Source organism: Lacticaseibacillus nasuensis JCM 17158, from assembly GCF_001434705.1.
In the GTDB taxonomy this organism is placed as follows: domain Bacteria; phylum Bacillota; class Bacilli; order Lactobacillales; family Lactobacillaceae; genus Lacticaseibacillus; species Lacticaseibacillus nasuensis.
This window is the reverse complement of record NZ_AZDJ01000003.1, coordinates 140,911-159,311: the sequence shown is the minus strand read 5'-3', so window position 1 is coordinate 159,311 and position 18,401 is coordinate 140,911. Positions and strand designations below refer to the sequence as shown.

Here is an 18,401-nt window from a genome sequence, read left to right as displayed (position 1 = left end):
CGCAGGTGCTATCTACAAAAAATATGAATCATCTGAGAATTTCTCAGAATCATTCCGCCGCTGGCGCTGGCATCGCCGGCAGGGTGAGCGTAAACACCGCCCCGTGTGGCTGATGATCGGCAACACTAAGCTGCCCGTGATTCAAAGCCACGCTGCGTGCAGCGATGGCAAGACCTAAGCCAGTGCCGGGAATTGCCTTAGACCGAGAAGAATCGGCGCGGTAGAAACGATCAAAGATGTGCGGCTTGTCACTATCCGCCACGCCGGGCCCCAAGTCGGCCACGGCGATGGCGGCTGTCGAATCGTTCACAGTGAGGCTGAGGGTAATCGGCAGTGCAGCAGGAGAATATTTTGCAGCGTTACTCAACAGGCTCATCACCACGCGTTCAATGCTTTCCGCGTTAGCAAAAACTAACGTGTCCCCAGTAGCCGCCACGGTAATCAACCGGCCGCTTTGCCGCTCAAACCGCTGGCCGCAGCGCTGCAGTAATGGCGCAATCGGCACCCAGTCACGGGTAAGCGACATGTGATCCATTCGCGACAGCCGTAGCAGGCTCTCGACCAGTTGTTGCATCTTACTGGACTCGACATCAATCGTCGCCAGCGACTCTGGGATCACCTCAGGATGATCACTCCCGTGCCGGCGAATCAACGCGACGTGACCGCGAATCGCTGACAGTGGCGTGCGCAGTTCATGCGAGGCGTCCGAAACGAATTGGTGATCGCGCCGCACTTGCGCGTTGAGGGATTGTAGCAGGCGGTTAAATTCACTGCCCAGTTCGCGCACTTCTTGCGGTGCACTAGGCACCGGTAACGTCTCGTGGTGGGTCGCATTATCAGTATTCGCGATCGTGTGGGCAGCATCCGTCAGCGCCACCAAAGGCGCATTCAGCCGATGCGCCAACCACGAAATTAGCCAGCCTCCAATCAGGATGCCCACCAAGGTAATTCCGATAATGGCAAGCAGTAAGACCTTGAATAGTCCCACCATATTGTTCAACGATAGCCATTCACTATATGTGACCACTGCACCGCGATTCGTCGTGGTTTTCGTCAGGTGGTAATAAACACCGCGGTCTTGTTGAAAGCGCACATGAGCGGATAGCGGCACCGTGTCTAGCTCGGTACGCAAAAACTGGCGGGTGCCACGGGAATAATACGTCCGAGCACTGGCGTGGGGCGTGGCCGCAACGTGCACCCGGACAAAACTACGGTGGGGATTAACGCGTGCGGTCATGGCAAAGTAACGCCAATTCGGGCGATTATCAGCAAAGGTTTGGGTCACCACGGTCATCAAGTCCTGTGCATCAGCGCGCTTATTATTGATGAGGTACGAGCCCACGATGGTCAAAATACTGAAGCTGACCGCCACCATGACTGCCACCAATAGCGCAACGTAACTCCGCGTAAACCGCGCTGTACTCGTCATCCTCCGTGCCTTTTGCGTCATGCACTGGCACCAATCATATAGCCGACCCCACGCACCGTGTGGATTAACGGAGCCAGCCCTGGCAAGTCAAGCTTGTGTCGCAGGTAACGGATGTACACATCGACGATATTGACCTGACCAGCAAAGTCGCTTCCCCACACCGTATTCAAGAGCTCATCCCGCGTCATCGCCGTTCCTGGCCGTTGCATCAACGCCAATAAGAGATCATATTCACGCGGTGTGAGTTGGGCCTGGACCTCCCCGCGGCGCACCTGGCGCGCCTTAGGGTCCACAGTTAAGTCCCCCACTTGGAAACTTTCCGGCTGGCGCTGCTTGGCGTGACGCAGAATGACGCGTAAGCGCGCTAACAGTTCCTCGATTTCAAACGGCTTGGTGATATAATCATCCGCCCCGTTATCGAGCCCGGCCACTTTGTCACCAACGTAATCACGGGCGGTCATCATCACGATTGGCACCTGAGATTGCTTGCGAATGCGGCGCATCACCTCGAGACCGTCGAGCTTTGGCAACATCCAGTCCAGCAGCACCAACGATAGGTCGGTGGCGTGTGCCTGATAGGTTTGCCAGGCCACTTGCCCATCGGTGGCCGTCATCACAGTATACCCTTCGAATTGTAGCTCGCTGGTGAGATAACTCAGCAAGCTCGCCTCGTCATCCACCAGTAAAATCGTCTCTGCCATGATCACGCCTCCTCGCGCTTAAGCCTAACATATTGAGCTCAGCATACCATGACATTTTTGTCATCTGAACCCGGCGCCCAACCAAAAACCCGCCGATTCGAAAACGGAATCGACGGGTAGGCTGATGTTCAATTTGGCTTATTTGTGATGCAGGCGTTGCTTAATCGCCGAGACTCCTCGGCGAACGACCGCCCAAAAGCCAAGCGGTTTGACAATGTGATCCGCAGGGATGTATTCCCTGACAGCTCGCAGAACACGCTTGGGGTCTTTGGCCGAAAACATGTAGCGACCGTTGTGCTTGGTTTGAAAGGCGAACCGTGGAATCCATTTGCCACCAAACTCCACGGACACCACGACGCGATCAACTTCTTGCCAAGGAATCTGAACGTAATCAGCCACGTTATGATCATTGTAAAATTCAAAGCCGTGATTGCCGACCATAATTTTGCCGTAAGTCGGCAGACTCATGTGAAACGTCCCATCGACGGCGAGGTCGACCTTGGAGTTGATTGATTGTACCATCGGCTCATCCTTTTCTCTTGATTTAACTATATTATACCCACCAGGCTAAACCGAAAACAACGGCCAGCCGCCGGTATCGCTACCGTCTGCTGACCGTTGCCAATCGCTATCTGGTCAACCAGATTACATGATGTTCGCAACCCGGCACAGAATCCCGACAACGAAGAGGCCCAGGATAATGACGATTGGGGAAACCTTCTTCTTGAGCAACCACATGCACAGGAAGGTGATCAGTAGCCCAGTCAAGCCAGGAATCAGGCTATCCAAGTTGCTTTGCAGCGTGGTTTGCTTATAGTGAGTCAACGACAAGCCGGCCTGTTGCTGTTCCAAGGCCTTTTGAATGCCTTTAGCCCCACTTGGCAGCTTGTTCCAGTCGATATAGGTCCCAGCTTGTTGCTTGATGTTGGAAACCACAGGCGTCCACTTAACGGATACCCACCGCTCAACCAGCGCACCTAGGATGAACATCCCCAGAATCGACGCGCCCTTGGTGACATCGCCAAGCAGAGAACCCGACATATCATCGGCAATCCGCGAACCAGCACGGTAGCCAAACTCCTGCGTATACCACAGGAACAGCATCCGGATCAGGTTCCATACGACGAAGAAAATGATTGGGCCGAGAATGTTCCCGGAAATCGCCATCGTGGCCGCCAAAGCGCCCAAGATTGGCCGGACCGTGTACCAGAAGACTGGGTCGCCGACACCGGCCAGCGGGCCCATCATCCCAACCTTGACCCCTTGAATCGTGACGTCATCGATTGGTGCACCATTGGCCCGTTCCTCTTCCAAGGCCAAGGTCACACCGATAACAGGCGAAGCCAGGTATGGGTGCGTATTGAAGAATTCCAAGTGCCGCTTCAAAGCTGCGGAGCGATCCTCTTTGGTCTTATATAATTTCTTTAATGCTGGCACCAAGGTGTAGGCCCAGCCACCGTTTTGCATCCGTTCATAGTTCCAAGAACCTTGAAGGAAGGTCGAACGCCACCAAACGTGAAGCCGGTCAGACTTGGTTAAATGAATTTGTTCTGCCATTGTTCGTCACCCTCCTTTTTAGTAATTGTCGATGATGTCGCCGACGGGATCGCCGGAGCCACCATTGCCGGAACCGTTGCTGGAACTACCGCCGCCAACCTTGGACAGGGCCAGGTAGATCATCGCCAGAGACAAACCAATCGCCCCTAACCCGATCAAGGTAATCTCGGAAACCGTGCCCAGGACAAAGCCAATTGCAAAGAACGGCCAAACTTCACGCGTTGCCATCATGTTGATAACCATGGCGTACCCAACGGCCACAACCATGCCACCACCGACGGTCAAGCCACCGGTCAACCAAGCTGGCATTGCATCCAGCATGGCCTTCACCGGGCCGGCCCCAACAGCGAGAATCAAGCCAGCAGGAATCGCGATCCGCAGTCCCTGCAAGCAAATGGCAATGTATTGCCAAAGGTCAATCTTGGCAAAGCTACCTTCTTCGGCAGCCTTATCCATGATGTGCACAACCCCAGTCGTGATGGTGCGGACCAAAGTCGTCAGCAGCAAGCCGGCAACGGCCAGTGGAATCGCCAACCCAATGGCAGCAGACACCCCTTCTTGACCTTTGCCGCCAAGTACCAGAATAATCGCAGATGCGACCGATGCCAACGCAGCGTCAGGCGCAACGGCCGCGCCGATGTTCGCCCAGCCCATGGCGATTAATTGCAATTGCCCGCCTAAGACCAAGCAAGGGCCGAGCGTGCCAGTTACTAATCCAATCAAGGTACATGCAATGACTGGCTGATGGAACTCAAATTCATCGAGAATCCCTTCCATCCCAGCAAAGAATGCAACGATGAGGACCAGAATGATTTGAATGAAATTCAGACTCATTAGTCATATCCTCCGTTTCTAAACCGATTTACTTCGCAGCGTTCAGCGCGTCTTGCGCCTTTTTCAAGATGTTGTCCATATTATCCTTAGAATCAGTTGGGACCTTACGGACATCAAAATCTACGCCGTCTGCCTTAAGCTTCGCGAAGGTATCAATATCGTTTTGGTCAAACGCCAAGACCTTGTTCGGCTGAACCTTCCCGACGGAATGCGCCATGGAACCAACGTTCAAGGTCTTGATCGGAACCCCGCCTTCAATGGCGCGCAACGCGTCTTGAGGCGTTTCGAATAATAGCAGTGCCTTTTCGCCGCCAAAGTGCTTGTCGTCTTTGGCAATCTTGATCATTTGGTCCACGGGAATAACGTGGGCCTTGACGCCAGCAGGGGCAGCTTCCGTGATCAGTTGCTTACGTAGCTTGTCGCGCGCGACGTTGTCGGATACTACGATGATGCGGGTTGGCTTAACGGTTTTGGACCACGCCGTTGCCACCTGCCCATGGAGCAACCGAGAATCGATGCGAGCAAGGACATAATCAAGCTTGCCAGGTTTGCCACCACTGACTGGCGCGGTTGCCTGCGCAGCTGGCGCCGCAGCCTTCGGTTCAAGGGTTTCTGGCTTAATCTTGACGCCATCTCTACCTGCTTGAATCAAATGTGCAGCAATTGCCTGTGCCGAGTCCATAGATAAGCGTGACCCGTATGCTTCAATCAACATTGGCAAGTTCAATCCAGTGACGATTGCCCACTTGTCTTTGTGCGCTTCATACAACCCGTTAGCTTGGTTGAATGGCGAACCGCCCCAAAGATCCACAAGGAAGAGCACTTCATCAGCTGAGTCGAGCTTTGCAATGGCTTCTTCAAGGTGCGCTTTCAGGTCGTCCGGACCTTCGTTGGGCATGAATGTCACAGCTTGGACATTCTCTTGCTCGCCGAAGATCATTTGGCCCGATTGCATAATGCCAGTCGCGAATTGACCGTGACTTGCAAGGATGATTCCGACCATTGTCTGTCGCCTCCTAAATGAGTTTTGGGAGTAGACTTAAGCGCTATCAAAATTCTGCTGAAACCAGACCGAATTTGCGACAACACAAGTCCTCTCGCCGTTTAGTATGCCTTTATCAGCAGGGCAATGCAATCAATACGATGCAAAAAAAACACCGTTTTCATGAAAGGCTTTTTACACCGCGGCTGGTTTGGACCAATTTTTTTGTTTGGTTATGTTCGTTTTCAGTCAATTTCGATTTTAGAGGGCGAATATTCGTATTTCTTGGACCGAGTCACACTGTTTGCTCTGGTGAGTTTTCACGAGAAAAATTGGATGAATGCCGGTAAGTTGTGGTTAGCCGACACCGCTTCATGGGGCCCGCGCTTAAATCAGCCAGCATAATCCCTGAGTGTTTTTTGATTATTTTGAGTACGAATCACTTGTCCCAAGTCCCTTAATACACAAACTGGGTAGGGCCTAAGGCCCTACCCAGCTATGACTATCGATGTTTACTAAAGAAATAGGCTGATACCGCCAGCAGCACGAGCATCACCGAGCCCCCCATGAGAATCGTGGTTTGGGTGCGCTTGTGCTCTCGGTTCACCGCCCGAATTTGTTTGGCCAACTCCCGCGAGCGCCGGTTCATGCTTTTAGCAGCACTAGCCTGAGCGCTGGCCGCCTTGGCCGCCTGACGACTAGTGGCCGGCTTTGTCGTCGTTGCCTGAGTCTTGAGGCTCGGCAATTTTCTGGTGTCGAACTGAAAACTCACATTTTGCGTCGCCGCATACACGTGGAGCACGTTAATCTTGATTCGACTGTTGATGGTTGATGAGAGATCTTTCGTTTCAAACGCATAGGCGTAGTCATACCCGCTGGCCGATTTTGTTTTCGTCACATTCGCCGGTCCGCTTCCATTGATACTCAGCACCGTGACTGGCCACTTCCCTAACGAAGTCTTGGTATGAATGGTCATGGTCACCAGGTATTGATCGCCGTTGGCTTGAATCTGCGCCGGCTTAACATAGTATCCCGAAGCGATCGAGCGGGTATTCGTGCCGTACTTGTACACCTGATAGTTCACGGTATCCGCGCGCACGGATTGCGGCGTAGCGAACAACCACAGCATCCCCATCAGCGGGACCAGCCACCAGGCTAACTTCTTCATTTTCATGTCTCTCCTCCTAGTGGTAACGCCGAAACCAAGCCAACCCAATGATCATCAAACCGGCGGCGGCAAATCCGGCAATTTCAGCGCGTAGTGGGTACGGCTCCAACTGCGGTAGTGGTGCCGCTCCTGGCGTTGCTGCCACCACGGGGGGCTTAGCTGCCGGCTGCGTCGCTTTGGCGACCAAGGCGATTTTCTTTGCTGGCAAGCCACCGGTGACAGCTGCCTTGGCCACCATCTGATTCTGGCTTGCTACTGCACCTGCAGTCCGGGCGAAGGCGAACCAAATGGTGAACACCATATGGTTGATACCAGCCATGGGCACACTCATGGCAATGGTGCTGCGGACCGGCTGATCCAAGTCGTTGGCATTCGCCACGTGGAAGGCGTAGCGCCACACGTCCTGACCTCCGCTGGTGCTTTTGGTCAGGCCAAACACGCGACTATTGGCGACGGTTAACGGGGTAAAGGTAACCAGTCCCGCTGCCGCGCGTACAGTTAAATATACGTCGTAGCCATTGCCGTGCTTCACCACCTGGGCTTGGTGCGTGAAGTAAGCATTCGCATTCGATGCGCCTGTTTGCGCTTCGTTTAAGACGCTGAAGCCAATCGTTTGGACCTGCTTGGTTGGGTCCAAGGCATGCCCTGCCGTCGTGCGCGCCACCATGGTGACGGACTCAGCACGCGACTTTGTTGCACGCGTTACCAGTGCACCGGGATAAACCCGCGCCTGAGCAATCTTCACCCCAATCAGCACGAAGGCCGTTTGCGTCATGGTCACGCCACCCGGCACCGTTAGCTTGAAGGTGACGGGCAAGGCGTAGTCAAGGGCCGCCGTGGGCAAGGTGAACCGAATGTCCGCATCATCCCCATGCTGGTTCAACACTCGGCCAAGCCGACCCAAGATCTTCATTTGGTCGATGTATTGTGCCCCGGTGGTGTGGATGGTCACTTGGGTGAGGCCGTGATTCGGCGTTCCCAGGATTGCAGTATCAGCTAAAAACGCTTGGGCCGCGGAAGGTTGCGTCGAAAGCCGACCATTGGCATTTTGGTAAACCTGCAACGACTTCATGTGCGCCTTGCTCGTCTGGACCGATTTGGTCGGTGTAGTGTGCTTCGTCGAACTGGTCTTGCTTGGCTTTGTGTGTTTGCTTGGCTGGCTGGCTTTAACGACAGGTAGCGCCTGGTTAAACAGGATGTCGGCTTGTTGGTGCATGTTCATCACCGTCATCGACGCGGTGACCTTGGCAGCAGCAAAGTTGTCATCAACGGTGAAGGTCAGGTCTGCCGCAGACGCTGAAAGAGTCGTCACTTTGGCCGGTTGATCACCAATGGCAAAGGCCTTGACCAGCGACGCCCCTTTGGTTAGGTGCAGCGTCACTTGGGCCGGCTTGTCGGCGGCAACCACCAAGGTAGCGGTACCGCTGAAGAACGCGGCTGCGACAGAATGCTGATCAGTGCCGAACTTATTCACGACAAAGGGCACGTCATATTGCCCAGGTTGCGTCAAATCGGGCATGGCCGGCTGAGCCGCGTACAGCGGCGTCGCAAACACGACGTCAGCTTGTTGCTGCATGTTCATGACACTCATCGTCGCGGTCACCTTCGCTGTGGCAAACTGGGCGTCGACCGTAAACGTTAAGTCAGCCGTATCTTTGGTTGCATTAGTCACCTTGGCAGCTTGATCGCCGATGCTAAACGCCTTGACCAGCGCCGCATATTTTTGCAGGTGCAACGTGACCGTCGTCGGTTACCCCGACGTCACAACCACCGTTGCGACGCCGGAAAAGAAACTATTGGCCAGCGAAGGTGTGTCTTTACCCGCCTTGTTCACGGTGTACGGCACTTGATAGGTACCAGCCGGCGATTTGCCTGCCACATACGAGTCGGTGGTCGCGGCTTGCATCGGTGCTGGCGTTACCGCCCCAACAGTCAGGATGAGCCCGACCAGCAGGAGCAAAGCCATGCCCCACTTGCCTAGTGTTTGTCTCATCAAAATGGTCCCCTCCAGGCGAAATCAGTTATTTAATTAACCCGACCCCGAAAAAATGTAACCCTTTTTATTCTATCAAAAACAGGCGTTATCCACAACGCCAGAATTGGCCTCACGACAACTTTTCGTTATCGATCAGACTAACGCCGCGTGGGCTAGCGCCTGACTTAAAGGATCGATTAGTTCCACGTGAAACCTACCGGGAGAAATCATAGGTGACGTGCATCTTTTTCACGTCGGCGATGGTTTGACAGCCGGTCAACTGCATCGCGATGTAGATTTCCATCTTCAGGTGATCCGCGACGCTCTTCACGCCTTGCCAGCCACCAAGGGCTAACCCATAGCTGAATGGCCGGCCCACCGCAACCAGGTCCGCCCCGAGCGCTAAGGCCTTGAGCACGTGCGTCCCCCGTTGCACACCACCATCAAAAATAATTGGCACGCGGTGATCAACGACTTTGGCGATGCCTGGCAGCGTTTCGATGGAGCCAGGGGCACCGTTAAGCTGGCGACCGCCGTGGTTAGACACATAGATGCCCGCTGCCCCGGCATCAATCGCGGCAGCCGCGTCTGCCGGCGTTTGAATCCCTTTGATAAAAATCGGCAGGCCAGAATAATCGGCAAGCTTGTCAATCAAACCGAGGTTCAGCTTCTGCATGGATTCCTTGAACAGGCTGCCCGCGCCGGCGCCGCTTTCCCCGGTATTGTAACCGGCTAGATTCGCAATCTTGCCCTTCAGGTGGTAGTGGTTGATGACATCGAGTTCACGATACCCGCCAAGTGTCGAATCTGCGGTCAGGATAATCGCGCTAGCGTGGGCGTTGCGCGCCTCGTCCAGCAAGTACTTGCAATAACCCCAGTCCTTTGGCATGTACAACTGGAACATATACGGTGCGCCATCGGACACCTGAGCAGTTTCCGCGATTGTCTTGGAGGCGAAGGTGCTTTGCGCCATCATGATACCGGCTTCCTTGGCACCGCGCGCCAAACCCAGCTCGCCGCTAGAATGGGCCAAGGTGTTGCCAGCAATCGGCGCGGTCATCAAGGGACTAGCCAACGAGCTCCCGAGGAACTTAGTTGACTGATCGGGGTTTTCCACGTTTTGCAACACCCGCGGCAACATTTGCACGTCGTTAAAGGCCGTCGTATTTCGCGCCTTCGTGTAGCCATCATCGGAGCCTTCGGAGATGTAGCCGAACTCGCCCCGCCCGATCACCGCCTCTGCGCGTTTTTCCAAACTCTTTAAGTTCAGCACGTCAATCGGCTGAACACTCCCAAAATCTGGTGTGTATGTCATGCTGTTTTCCTTCTTTCCTACTCTTCAGAGGCCCCTGTATCGGCATCTGCTACGCCGGCATCATTCGCGGGGCCAGCCGGCGTCGTAGTTGACGCGCCGGTGTCCCCATCTATTACGCCAGAATCAGCCGCAACGCCAGTGGCTGGATGCACCGAGGCACCACTGGCCGCGTCGCTACCAGCCGGGCTGCTAGCGGCACTGTCACCATCTGCCCAACCACCGGCTTCTTTAGCCGCCAGAATTGGTTCGATGCTACCGGTAAACTGCAACGTCCCTAGGTACCCGCCCGATGGATCGCGTAAGGCAAAGTACTGAATCAAGACGCGCTGCCCGTTCACCGTTGCGGGGCGGCTCACCGCGTCTTGCGTCCCGGCCTTAAAGCTGTCGATGATGGCGCGCACTGCTGGCCATGCCTGGGCTGGATGAGCTTCCTGTGCAGTCTGCCCCAGCGTCGCGACGGTGCGGGGATGTAGTCGCTGCTTTTGATTGGAAAACCAGACGAAGCGATCCGTTTGGTCAATCAAATCCAGTTCAAATGGGATGGTTTGAAAAATCTGTTGAATTTCGACCAGGCTCAGCCGCCCGGTGGGAAACTTGATGGCCGCTTCGGCGATATAGGGATAGGCATCTACCATTTTGACTCCTCCTCAATATGACATTAATGGTCAAAACAATTATGTAAGCGCTTATGTATTGTATTGTAGGCCTCCTATGGCGGGTGATGAATAGGCGAAACTATCCATTGTTACATCGATATCTATCCTAGGCCATCGGCGGGTGAGCAAACGAAAAGGCCACGAACGGGTAATCTTCCCATTCGTGGCCTCAATGTTATTTTGTCAGCGTTAAGCCATCAGTTTCCACGTGCCCATCTTGAAAGGCAAATACCGCACCGAGCATTTGCGGATTATCCCGCCAACCTGGCACGGGCCCGCCATGGAAGAAAAGCCGCTTGGCCTCAAGCTCGCCTTGAATCGAGTCTTGGGTAAACACAGTCACCCCGGCCAACTCGGTTTCTAGTGGCGACCCGGTTCGCGGATCCAGAAGATGGTGGTAGCGATGGCCATCGAGTTCCAAGAAACGTTCGTAGATCCCGCTGGTGACCGCAGAGCAGGCCGGTAGCACGACCACGCCGAGGTCGGTATGCCGAGATTTGGCCGGATCCTGCACCCCGATCACCCATTTGCCATCGGTCCGCCGCGGCGAATCTCCGACGAACAGCAAGTTGCCACCAAGGTCGATAATTCCCGCAGCGACCCCATAGGCCCGCCATAAACTGCGGATTTGGTCCGCGATATAGCCCTTGGCGATGCCGCCGAGGTCAAGTTCCATACCGGCATGCATCAACGCAACACTGTGATTCGCCGGGTCGAGTGCCACACCGGCAGGATCGATCAACGCCATTTTCGCCGCGATTGCATCAGCAGTTGGCACATGGGCACCGGTAAAACCGATATGCCACAGCTTGACCAAGGGCCCGATTAAGGCGTTAAACCCGAAGTTCTCGCGGCTAGCCGCAACCGCCTGGGCAATGAGGCGATAGGTAGCGCTGGACACGACAATCGGGGTCTGGCCGGCGGCATGATTCACGCTCATCACTTCCGACACATCGCGATTGACGGTCAGTCGGTCTTCCTCTGATTCAATTAAGGTAAAAGCCGCGTCTAGCGCGGCTTCGTCTTGCTCGCCATACACCGTCAGCACAATGCGCGTGCCTAAGGCGTGACCAGTCTTGGTGCGTTTCGTCATCATAGGTCGTACGTAAATGGCCCAGGCTTGCTCGGGTTCGCCGGGGCGTCAGAGGCACCGGTGTCCGCATCAGCCGCAGGGGCTGCCGACGCGGCTTCTTCTTCAGAAGCACCGCTAGTCGCATCAACTGCAGGGGCAGCTGGTGTTGCCGGGGCGGCCTCTTCTTCAGAAGCGCCGCTGGTGGCGTCCGTCGCAGGCGCTGCTGCCGGGGCAGCCTCTTCTTCAGAGGCGCCGGAATCGGCATCTGTCCCCGTCGTTCCGTCAGCCTTGGAAGCGCCACTGGATGCATCGGACCAGCCGCCGTTTTCATAAGCAGTCAAAATGTGTTCGACACTGCCGGTAAATTCGATGGTGCCCAGGTATGAACCGTCGACATCGCGCAGCGCGTAGTATTGAATCAAGACACGGTGCCCCTTCATGAACAGCGGCCGACTCACTGAGTCACGAGAGCCATCCTTGAAGCTGTCGATAATGCCTTTGACAATTGGCCAAACCTTCTTCGGGTGGCATTCCTCAACCGTCTCGTTCAGTTGATCCACCGTGCGGACGTGCTCGCGGTTCGGCTTATTGGAGTACCAAGTAAAGTGGTCGGTGTGGTCGATTAAATCGACTTCAAAGGGAATGGTGCTAAAAATCTGTTGAACTTCAATCAGGGACAGTTTCCCAGTCGGAAACGTGATGTATACCCCATCGTAGCTTGGTTGTTCTGCCATAATTCATTCTTCCTTTCGTGAGCCCAACCAGTTGCCGAGTCCGCCTCGTTCAGCTATGCTGAACTTGATTAGGAGGCCACGTCATGTATCAGGCATATTCAGGTAACACCGCCGTAGAGCTGACCACGAATAGCGGTCGCGACGCCAATGTTCCATTCTCGATTCTACAAATTCGATCCGATTGCCAGTTGAAACTGGAGCGGCAAACCGCTTCGCTACGTGCCGGCGACATTGCGCTGATACGAGCAGAAGGGCCGGTGACGCTGGAGCCATTGACGCCAGCTGGGCTTGACGCCCGCTTGTTCATCCAGCCGCTGCCAAGTGATGCGGTATACGGGCCAAACACAATTATCAACAGTTTATTGAAAACACGGGATACGGCACACGTCATTTTTCGACGCATTGCCCACAATATCATCGATGCTTACTGTGACCAACTCGTGCGCCTCGCGGCAGTGACGCCGCAAGATGCACTGGTGGAGTATGAGCAATCCATGATCGCCCATTTACTGATCACGGAGCTGTCGCGCGCGGATTTAAACGCCATGATGATCATCGAATCAGACTTCCCGGAAACCGACTTACGGCTCACACCGAAGGATCGCCAAGCGGGCATCATCTTGAATTACGTCATGGCCAATCTCGCCACCGTCACGTTAAGCGACGCGGCCGCGCACTTTGGCTACGAGGTCAATTACTTCTCGCGGCTGTGTCACCAGCTGTTCCAAAAACCGTTCTCCGAAGAGGTGCGCTTCGTGCGCATGAACCAAGGAAAAAAGCTGCTGGAACTGTCGAATCAAAGCATTAATGACATCGCCGCCAACCTGGGTTACAAAAGCCCGGCCAGCTTTGATCGCCACTTCAAGGCGTTCACCGGGTTGACGCCGTCGGCTTACCGCCAACGGTTCAACCGAGTGCAGACGCACGACTGACACCAGCGAGCCGCGCCCAGCCGCCTAAGGTCAACGGCCCAGTGTACGCTTGACCTGTCACCAACTCATTAGCGTCGGTGACCGTCAGCGTGAACGCCCGGTGGCGCCCTGCCGTGACCCGATAACGACCTGGCGGCGGTAGTTGTTGCTTCGCCAACTCGGGCACTAGTTCCCTGCCATGGCCAGTCACCGCGATGGTTAAGGGGTGCCCCAACAGCGTTTCCGCTGTGGTAATCTCCCCGGCCCCAATCAAGTCGCGAATGCGAGTTGAGCTGATTTTCCACGCGCCGACCGTCACCGGTTGCACGGTAATCACCTCGAAGCGCCCTCGGCTTAGCGTCATGAGGGTCGCGGTGGTTGCCTGGCCGCCCACCCCAAAGGTGTAATCAAACCCGGCAACGACGACTTGGGCAAGCGTTGGCGCAATTACTTGGTCGACAAATGCCTGGGCAGACATGGCGGCGACCGCACGGGTAAAGTGAATCACGTATAACCGGGCCACCCCTAGCCGCGCCATGAGCGCGGCTTTTTGCGTGACGGTGGTGAGGTAGCGAAATTGATCGCTACGCGGCGTGCGGATCACTTGCGACGCGTGCACGTCGAAGGTCATCACGGCAAGCGGGAGGTGCAGTGCTTGCGCACGGCGCCGCGCCGTGGCAATCACCTGTTGGTGGCCGCGGTGCACCCCATCAAAGAAGCCCAATGCGAGGACGCAAGGCGTGGTCGTCAAGGAACTAAACTGATTGACGTCTCGGGTGATTACGTCCATGCTGGGCCTCCTGTTCGTTTATTTGTGGCTCTTCTTGGCTTTCTTTTGCGCTTTAGTGGCCTTGAACGGCTTCGTCGCCTGCACCGGCTTTGCTGGCGCTGGTGCTGGCGTGGTGGCCGCCTTAGCTTCCGCTAAGAACGCCCGCAATGGCCGCAGGGACTGTGCTTCATACTTGTCGACGAACTCGTCAATGTCCTTTTGATCCTGGTAAGCCGGGTCGATGAACATGTGCTGAGTCGTGAATGGCATCTTGTGGGTAAACTTCACATCGATGACCACCGGCAGGTCGGTGTCTTTGGCCGCTTCGATGGCGTCAGCAAACTCTGCCTTCGTCCGTACGGTGAAGCCCTTCGCGCCCATACCTTCTGCGACCTTCGCCCAGTCGGTATCCGGAATGTCGACCCCGGACAGTGGCTGGTGGCTGTCGTCGCGTTGCTCAGCTTCGATGAAGCCCAGCGTCTCGTTAGAGAAGACGACGTTGACAATGTGCAGCTTGTACTTCACTTGGGTCAGGATCTCTTCGCACAACATGGCGAACGCACCGTCACCACACAGGGCATAAACGTCGCGGTCTGGGTACAAGGTCTTGGCAGAAATCGCCGCTGGCACGCCCCAGCCCATCGTCGCATACTTACCACTGGTGCTCCACTTCTGGGTGTGCTTGATGTCAATCAAGCGCTCGAAGTTAATGTTCACGTTGCCGACATCCACCGCGAAGACCGCCTGATCGCTGGCTTCCTTGTTCAGGACGTCGAAGATTGGCTCTGGGCGAACTGGCAATTCATCAGAATCTTTGAAGCTGTCTTGCCACTTGACCCAGTTCTTCTTGTTTTCGATGCAAGCCGTGTAGAACGGTGTTGGCTCGCGAGTTTCGCTCGCCTTGTAAATCGCCTTTAAGGCTTCCTTGGCATCGGCCAGGATGGCGACATCATTGTGCCGACGCTTGCCAAGCTTCGTGCTTTCGATATCAATCTGGATGACCTTGGCCTTCGGATTGAAGAGCATGCTGGCAAATGGGACGTCGTTGCCGACCCACAGGATTAAGTCTGCAGCCATCGCCGCTTCAACCCCTGGTTTTGGTGCGACCCGGCCAGTGGACCCGAGGTAAGCCGGATAGTCTTCATCGAGAATCCCCTTGGCTAACACGGAAGAAACCATTGGCATCTTCAGCTTCTCGGATACCTTGATCAATTGCTTGCGGGCGTGCTTTGCGCCTTGGCCAAAGTAAATCATTGGGCCCTTGGCTGCGGCAATCAAGCGCACCGCTTCGTCAATGCGAACCGGATCCGGCTTGATGGCATAAGGCTTGATCTGGGTGTTGGCGTTAGAGACATAATTGTCCTTGATCTGCGCCCAGCCGAAGTCCTTAGGAACCGTGACGACGGCCACACCCTTCTTTTCATAAGCTTCTTGGATGGCTTCGTCGATGACCTTTGGCAGGCTTTGCGCCGTCATGACTGTCCGGTTCCACACCGCCACGTCGTCAAAAATCGGTTCCTCGTTTTGCGCCTGGAAGAAGTCGATGTTCATGTTCTTGGATGGTACTTGTGCCACGATGGCCAATACCGGCACGCGGTCGATTTTGGCATCGTACAGGCCGTTCATCAAGTGAACGGCACCGGGGCCGGCAGAGCCAAAGCAGACACCAATCTTGCCAGAATACTTGGCGTCAGCGGAAGCGGCCAAGGCACCAGCCTCTTCGTGCCGAACCTGAATAAATTTGATGGTATCCTTGCGGTTGTACAAGGCATTCATCGTCGAGTCGAAGGAGCCACCAGGATAACCATAGATGTGATCAACACCCCATGATTCGATGACCTTCAGCATGGCCTCGGAGCCTGAAATTGTTTGAGCCATTACGTTTCCCTCCCGTATTGTGGTGTGCGCGTTGGCGCACGGATAGCGATTGCAGCGTTTGTGTAACCGCTTTACAAGATTAATTATATGGCCGGAGGAGAGATTCAAGAATAGCTGAATCTATCCTCTTTGTTGCGTAAAAATATCCGAACTGTACTAGTCATTCGTTGGTGATGCCACACTATCCTGTATCAGATGGTGATGAATCACCTAAATCTGTACCAATAACGGCAAAAGACGACCTATCGCCACCCCTATTGTACCTGCCACCCCGACCTTTTCGCCATTATCAAGAACCGCCGCTTGCAAATTAGAACGTATGTTCGTATAATGAGGATACATCTTCTTCAGGAGGCTCGTCATGGCGACAACACTTCGTTCCCACCAGCACTCCGGCATTTGGCTGGATCACTATTACATTTCTCCCGACAACCGGCGCTACGCCGCCCCAGGCTGGCTTATGGTGTGGCATCAAGACGCACCGGATCGCCTCACCATCGCCGGCTTCATCGAACAGACCAAGGCCATCGACGACCTGCCGCGCTTGCTGGGCCGGCCGCTGACCGTGGCCGAAGCGAGTGAGTTATACACCCGCGCCAGCGAACTGGCCGGCTAATTACACGAAAAATGCGTCGCACGCAGCGACGCATTTTTGTTAGCCAAATTTTGCTGGGACGATCACGACGGGGCGGTTACGTTCCGGGTGGCCGGTTAACTCGTTAACCATCACCTCGGCCGCACTGGCCCCTAACAGGAATGGATCCTGAGAGATGAGCTTCATGCGCGGCTCCAAGCGCCGCGCCGTGCTGGTATCGGCGAAGCCGGTGGCCGTCGCCCGAGTGTTGTCCAGGTACCCTTGCAACACCAAATTCGGCACAAACTCGAGCAACCAGCGTTCCTTCAACGCAAAGATGACGGTGCGCTCGTTGCTGGCGGTCAGCAGCGTGGTTAGTTGCTGATGTACCGCCTTGTGGTTGTAGGACGATTCGGACACCTCCACCACGTCAACGTGGCTAGCCGCAGCCAGTATCCCCCGGTAACGTTCCCGCCGGTTGGTCGCCGCATCAAGCTCCGACGTTAAGACGATGAAGTGGGTGTAACCTTGGTCGACAAAATACGTCGTCGCCTCGCGCGCGGCCTCGAAGTTATTGGTCACGACTTGCGGCCAAGGCGAGCCCGGCGTCTCCCGGTCGACGATGACAATCGGAATATCCCGCCGCATAATATCGGTGATTTCGGCCGGCGAACTGAATGGCTGGACGATTAACGCGTCGAAGGTGTGTCGATTCACCGTCGCCAACAGGCTTTGCTCGCGGTGAATGTCGGAGTCCGAGTCAAACATGGTCGCCACGTAGCCACTGGTTTCAAGAATCGAGCTGATGCCCTTGAACAACTCCGTGGAAAAATAGTCGTCGGTGTTGGCGACAATCAAGGCCACCAATTGACTGGACTTGGTGATCATTTGCCGGGCCGCCGAGTTCGGCACGTATTTTAATTTCTCAATGGCGTCTTTGACCCGTTCGGCCGTAGCGGTCGACATACGCGCAAGGTTGCCATTGAGGTACCGGGAAACCGTCGCCGTCGAGACGTTGGCTAAGGCGGCCACGTCTTTAATGTTTGCGGAAGTTCGTTTTTCCATCCTGATCGTCCTTACTGAGAGTCTGGGTTAATTCTACCAAACGGACCGCGGTGATGCCCGCCAGTCGCGCAAAAATAAAAAACGCGGCAACCATTCGGCTGCCGCGACTTGGTGACTAGTTGTTGCCCTTGATCCGTGCAATCTCGGCGCGGTACGCCTTGGCGTTCGCCGTGACGGCGGCAAAATCGCCCTTGCTAGCAGGACCAGTGAGGTTGCTGCCAGCGCCTAGCACCGTGGCGCCCTTGGCGAACCATTCATGCATGTTCTCCAAGTTGACGCCACCGGTGATCATCAAGTTGGCCTGTGGGAATGGTCCGTGCAACGCGGATACCATGCCTTGCCCAACGACGGAGCCTGGGAAGACCTTGATCACGTCTGCGCCGTAGCTTAACGCTTCCTGCACGTCGTTTGGCGTCATGCAACCTGGGACGTAAGGAATCGCGTAGAGGTTGCAAAGCTTGGCGACATCGGCACTAAAGGCTGGGCTAACGATGAACTGGGCCCCGGCGATGATGGCGATGCGCGCCGTGGCCGGATCCAACACGGTGCCGGCACCGATGACAACCGCCGGGTCATCCTTGTATTCCGCCACCAGTTCGCCGATGATCTCATCGGCGTGCGGGGCGGTAAAGGTCAACTCGATGGCCTTCACGCCGCCGTCGATGCAGGCTACGGCCGTCTTGTAAGCTTCTTCTTTGGTCGCGCCGCGCACGACGGAAACCACGCCAGCGTCAACGACCTTGGTTAATGATTCAAATTTTTGTAAAGTCACGATATCCTC

At 55.3% G+C, this 18,401-nt stretch carries 20 protein-coding genes; 3 read left to right on the top strand and 17 right to left on the bottom strand.

Translation table 11 applies throughout. The features are described 5' to 3' along the window. Positions 1-49: 49 nt before the first annotated feature. The 6 genes from FD02_RS02505 to FD02_RS02480 all read right to left on the bottom strand — a co-directional run bounded on the left by FD02_RS02505 (position 50) and on the right by FD02_RS02480 (position 5,524). Positions 50-1,429, bottom strand: coding sequence for a sensor histidine kinase (locus FD02_RS02505; RefSeq protein ID WP_162255564.1), 1,380 nt, complete (start codon positions 1,427-1,429; stop codon positions 50-52). A gap of 17 nt (positions 1,430-1,446) precedes the next feature. Beyond that, the gene (locus tag FD02_RS02500) at positions 1,447-2,130 is read right to left on the bottom strand and encodes a response regulator transcription factor (RefSeq protein ID WP_054721587.1); all 684 of its coding nucleotides are present in this window, start codon (positions 2,128-2,130) and stop codon (positions 1,447-1,449) included. Between the two features lie 138 nt (positions 2,131-2,268). Next, positions 2,269-2,652 carry a DUF956 family protein gene (locus tag FD02_RS02495; protein WP_054721585.1) on the bottom strand — a complete coding sequence of 128 codons (384 nt, stop codon included), beginning with the start codon at positions 2,650-2,652 and terminating at the stop codon, positions 2,269-2,271. 123 nt (positions 2,653-2,775) lie between these two features. Then, positions 2,776-3,687 carry a PTS system mannose/fructose/sorbose family transporter subunit IID gene (locus FD02_RS02490; protein WP_056950149.1) on the bottom strand — a complete coding sequence of 304 codons (912 nt, stop codon included), beginning with the start codon at positions 3,685-3,687 and terminating at the stop codon, positions 2,776-2,778. Positions 3,688-3,705: 18 nt separating this feature from the next. Continuing rightward, entirely contained in the window at positions 3,706-4,521 is an 816-nt protein-coding gene (locus FD02_RS02485; protein ID WP_056950146.1) for a PTS mannose/fructose/sorbose transporter subunit IIC, read from the bottom strand. A gap of 28 nt (positions 4,522-4,549) precedes the next feature. Continuing rightward, on the bottom strand, positions 4,550-5,524 hold the full coding sequence (locus FD02_RS02480) for a mannose/fructose/sorbose PTS transporter subunit IIA (protein WP_054721583.1): 975 nt from the start codon (positions 5,522-5,524) through the stop codon (positions 4,550-4,552). Between the two features lie 162 nt (positions 5,525-5,686). Here FD02_RS02480 and FD02_RS11440 point away from each other — a divergent pair, with 162 nt between their 5' ends. Then, positions 5,687-5,908, top strand: coding sequence for a hypothetical protein (locus FD02_RS11440; protein ID WP_156408213.1), 222 nt, complete (start codon positions 5,687-5,689; stop codon positions 5,906-5,908). A 97-nt stretch (positions 5,909-6,005) separates the two neighbouring features. Here FD02_RS11440 and FD02_RS02475 read toward each other — a convergent pair whose 3' ends face one another. The 7 genes from FD02_RS02475 to FD02_RS02445 form a co-directional block, all read right to left on the bottom strand. Next, positions 6,006-6,677, bottom strand: coding sequence for an NEAT domain-containing protein (locus tag FD02_RS02475; protein WP_054721581.1), 672 nt, complete (start codon positions 6,675-6,677; stop codon positions 6,006-6,008). Positions 6,678-6,687: 10 nt separating this feature from the next. Then, positions 6,688-8,406: an NEAT domain-containing protein gene (locus tag FD02_RS02470; RefSeq protein WP_056950143.1), complete on the bottom strand. Its 1,719-nt coding sequence runs from the start codon at positions 8,404-8,406 to the stop codon at positions 6,688-6,690. 15 nt (positions 8,407-8,421) lie between these two features. Further along, positions 8,422-8,664, bottom strand: coding sequence for a hypothetical protein (locus tag FD02_RS02465; protein ID WP_056950140.1), 243 nt, complete (start codon positions 8,662-8,664; stop codon positions 8,422-8,424). Positions 8,665-8,860: 196 nt separating this feature from the next. Next, the gene (locus FD02_RS02460; RefSeq protein WP_054721574.1) at positions 8,861-9,961 is read right to left on the bottom strand and encodes an alpha-hydroxy-acid oxidizing protein; all 1,101 of its coding nucleotides are present in this window, start codon (positions 9,959-9,961) and stop codon (positions 8,861-8,863) included. Between the two features lie 17 nt (positions 9,962-9,978). Further along, positions 9,979-10,596, bottom strand: coding sequence for a PAS domain-containing protein (locus FD02_RS02455; protein ID WP_054721572.1), 618 nt, complete (start codon positions 10,594-10,596; stop codon positions 9,979-9,981). 196 nt (positions 10,597-10,792) lie between these two features. Next, a complete protein-coding gene (locus FD02_RS02450) occupies positions 10,793-11,713 on the bottom strand; it encodes an FAD:protein FMN transferase (RefSeq protein WP_054721570.1) in 921 nt (306 codons plus the stop codon). Beyond that, positions 11,710-12,423 (bottom strand): PAS domain-containing protein, encoded by a 714-nt coding sequence (locus FD02_RS02445; protein WP_054721568.1) that lies wholly within the window; start codon positions 12,421-12,423, stop codon positions 11,710-11,712. The genes FD02_RS02450 and FD02_RS02445 overlap by 4 nt, the downstream gene beginning before the upstream one ends. A gap of 83 nt (positions 12,424-12,506) precedes the next feature. Here FD02_RS02445 and FD02_RS02440 point away from each other — a divergent pair, with 83 nt between their 5' ends. Then, positions 12,507-13,355, top strand: coding sequence for a helix-turn-helix domain-containing protein (locus FD02_RS02440; protein ID WP_056950136.1), 849 nt, complete (start codon positions 12,507-12,509; stop codon positions 13,353-13,355). Here FD02_RS02440 and FD02_RS02435 read toward each other — a convergent pair. Both FD02_RS02435 and spxB read right to left on the bottom strand, forming a co-directional pair. Next, positions 13,330-14,124 carry an FAD synthetase family protein gene (locus FD02_RS02435; protein WP_054721564.1) on the bottom strand — a complete coding sequence of 265 codons (795 nt, stop codon included), beginning with the start codon at positions 14,122-14,124 and terminating at the stop codon, positions 13,330-13,332. The genes FD02_RS02440 and FD02_RS02435 overlap by 26 nt on opposite strands. Positions 14,125-14,142: 18 nt before the next feature. Further along, positions 14,143-15,981, bottom strand: coding sequence for a pyruvate oxidase (spxB, locus tag FD02_RS02430; RefSeq protein WP_082603276.1), 1,839 nt, complete (start codon positions 15,979-15,981; stop codon positions 14,143-14,145). A 361-nt stretch (positions 15,982-16,342) separates the two neighbouring features. Here spxB and FD02_RS02425 point away from each other — a divergent pair, with 361 nt between their 5' ends. Next, positions 16,343-16,597, top strand: a complete 255-nt coding sequence (locus FD02_RS02425; protein ID WP_056950135.1) for a hypothetical protein — start codon at positions 16,343-16,345, stop codon at positions 16,595-16,597. 39 nt (positions 16,598-16,636) lie between these two features. Here the strand turns inward: FD02_RS02425 and FD02_RS02420 are convergent, their stop codons facing one another. Together FD02_RS02420 and FD02_RS02415 are read right to left on the bottom strand one after the other, a co-directional pair. Beyond that, positions 16,637-17,620, bottom strand: a complete 984-nt coding sequence (locus tag FD02_RS02420) for a LacI family DNA-binding transcriptional regulator (RefSeq protein WP_056950132.1) — start codon at positions 17,618-17,620, stop codon at positions 16,637-16,639. Between the two features lie 115 nt (positions 17,621-17,735). Continuing rightward, a complete protein-coding gene (locus FD02_RS02415) occupies positions 17,736-18,392 on the bottom strand; it encodes a bifunctional 2-keto-4-hydroxyglutarate aldolase/2-keto-3-deoxy-6-phosphogluconate aldolase (RefSeq protein ID WP_054721559.1) in 657 nt (218 codons plus the stop codon). Positions 18,393-18,401 lie beyond the last annotated feature (9 nt).

What these genes read in the sequence shown, in the direction of transcription:
- FD02_RS02505 (WP_162255564.1), bottom strand. Translation starts at nt 1,429, where the DNA reads ATGACGAGTACAGCGCGGTTTACGCGGAGTTACGTTGCGCTATTGGTG.
- FD02_RS02500 (WP_054721587.1), bottom strand. Translation starts at nt 2,130, where the DNA reads ATGGCAGAGACGATTTTACTGGTGGATGACGAGGCGAGCTTGCTGAGT.
- FD02_RS02495 (WP_054721585.1), bottom strand. Translation starts at nt 2,652, where the DNA reads ATGGTACAATCAATCAACTCCAAGGTCGACCTCGCCGTCGATGGGACG.
- FD02_RS02490 (WP_056950149.1), bottom strand. Translation starts at nt 3,687, where the DNA reads ATGGCAGAACAAATTCATTTAACCAAGTCTGACCGGCTTCACGTTTGG.
- FD02_RS02485 (WP_056950146.1), bottom strand. Translation starts at nt 4,521, where the DNA reads ATGAGTCTGAATTTCATTCAAATCATTCTGGTCCTCATCGTTGCATTC.
- FD02_RS02480 (WP_054721583.1), bottom strand. Translation starts at nt 5,524, where the DNA reads ATGGTCGGAATCATCCTTGCAAGTCACGGTCAATTCGCGACTGGCATT.
- FD02_RS11440 (WP_156408213.1), top strand. Translation starts at nt 5,687, where the DNA reads ATGAAAGGCTTTTTACACCGCGGCTGGTTTGGACCAATTTTTTTGTTT.
- FD02_RS02475 (WP_054721581.1), bottom strand. Translation starts at nt 6,677, where the DNA reads ATGAAAATGAAGAAGTTAGCCTGGTGGCTGGTCCCGCTGATGGGGATG.
- FD02_RS02465 (WP_056950140.1), bottom strand. Translation starts at nt 8,664, where the DNA reads ATGAGACAAACACTAGGCAAGTGGGGCATGGCTTTGCTCCTGCTGGTC.
- FD02_RS02460 (WP_054721574.1), bottom strand. Translation starts at nt 9,961, where the DNA reads ATGACATACACACCAGATTTTGGGAGTGTTCAGCCGATTGACGTGCTG.
- FD02_RS02455 (WP_054721572.1), bottom strand. Translation starts at nt 10,596, where the DNA reads ATGGTAGATGCCTATCCCTATATCGCCGAAGCGGCCATCAAGTTTCCC.
- FD02_RS02450 (WP_054721570.1), bottom strand. Translation starts at nt 11,713, where the DNA reads ATGATGACGAAACGCACCAAGACTGGTCACGCCTTAGGCACGCGCATT.
- FD02_RS02445 (WP_054721568.1), bottom strand. Translation starts at nt 12,423, where the DNA reads ATGGCAGAACAACCAAGCTACGATGGGGTATACATCACGTTTCCGACT.
- FD02_RS02440 (WP_056950136.1), top strand. Translation starts at nt 12,507, where the DNA reads ATGTATCAGGCATATTCAGGTAACACCGCCGTAGAGCTGACCACGAAT.
- FD02_RS02435 (WP_054721564.1), bottom strand. Translation starts at nt 14,124, where the DNA reads ATGGACGTAATCACCCGAGACGTCAATCAGTTTAGTTCCTTGACGACC.
- spxB (WP_082603276.1), bottom strand. Translation starts at nt 15,981, where the DNA reads ATGGCTCAAACAATTTCAGGCTCCGAGGCCATGCTGAAGGTCATCGAA.
- FD02_RS02425 (WP_056950135.1), top strand. Translation starts at nt 16,343, where the DNA reads ATGGCGACAACACTTCGTTCCCACCAGCACTCCGGCATTTGGCTGGAT.
- FD02_RS02420 (WP_056950132.1), bottom strand. Translation starts at nt 17,620, where the DNA reads ATGGAAAAACGAACTTCCGCAAACATTAAAGACGTGGCCGCCTTAGCC.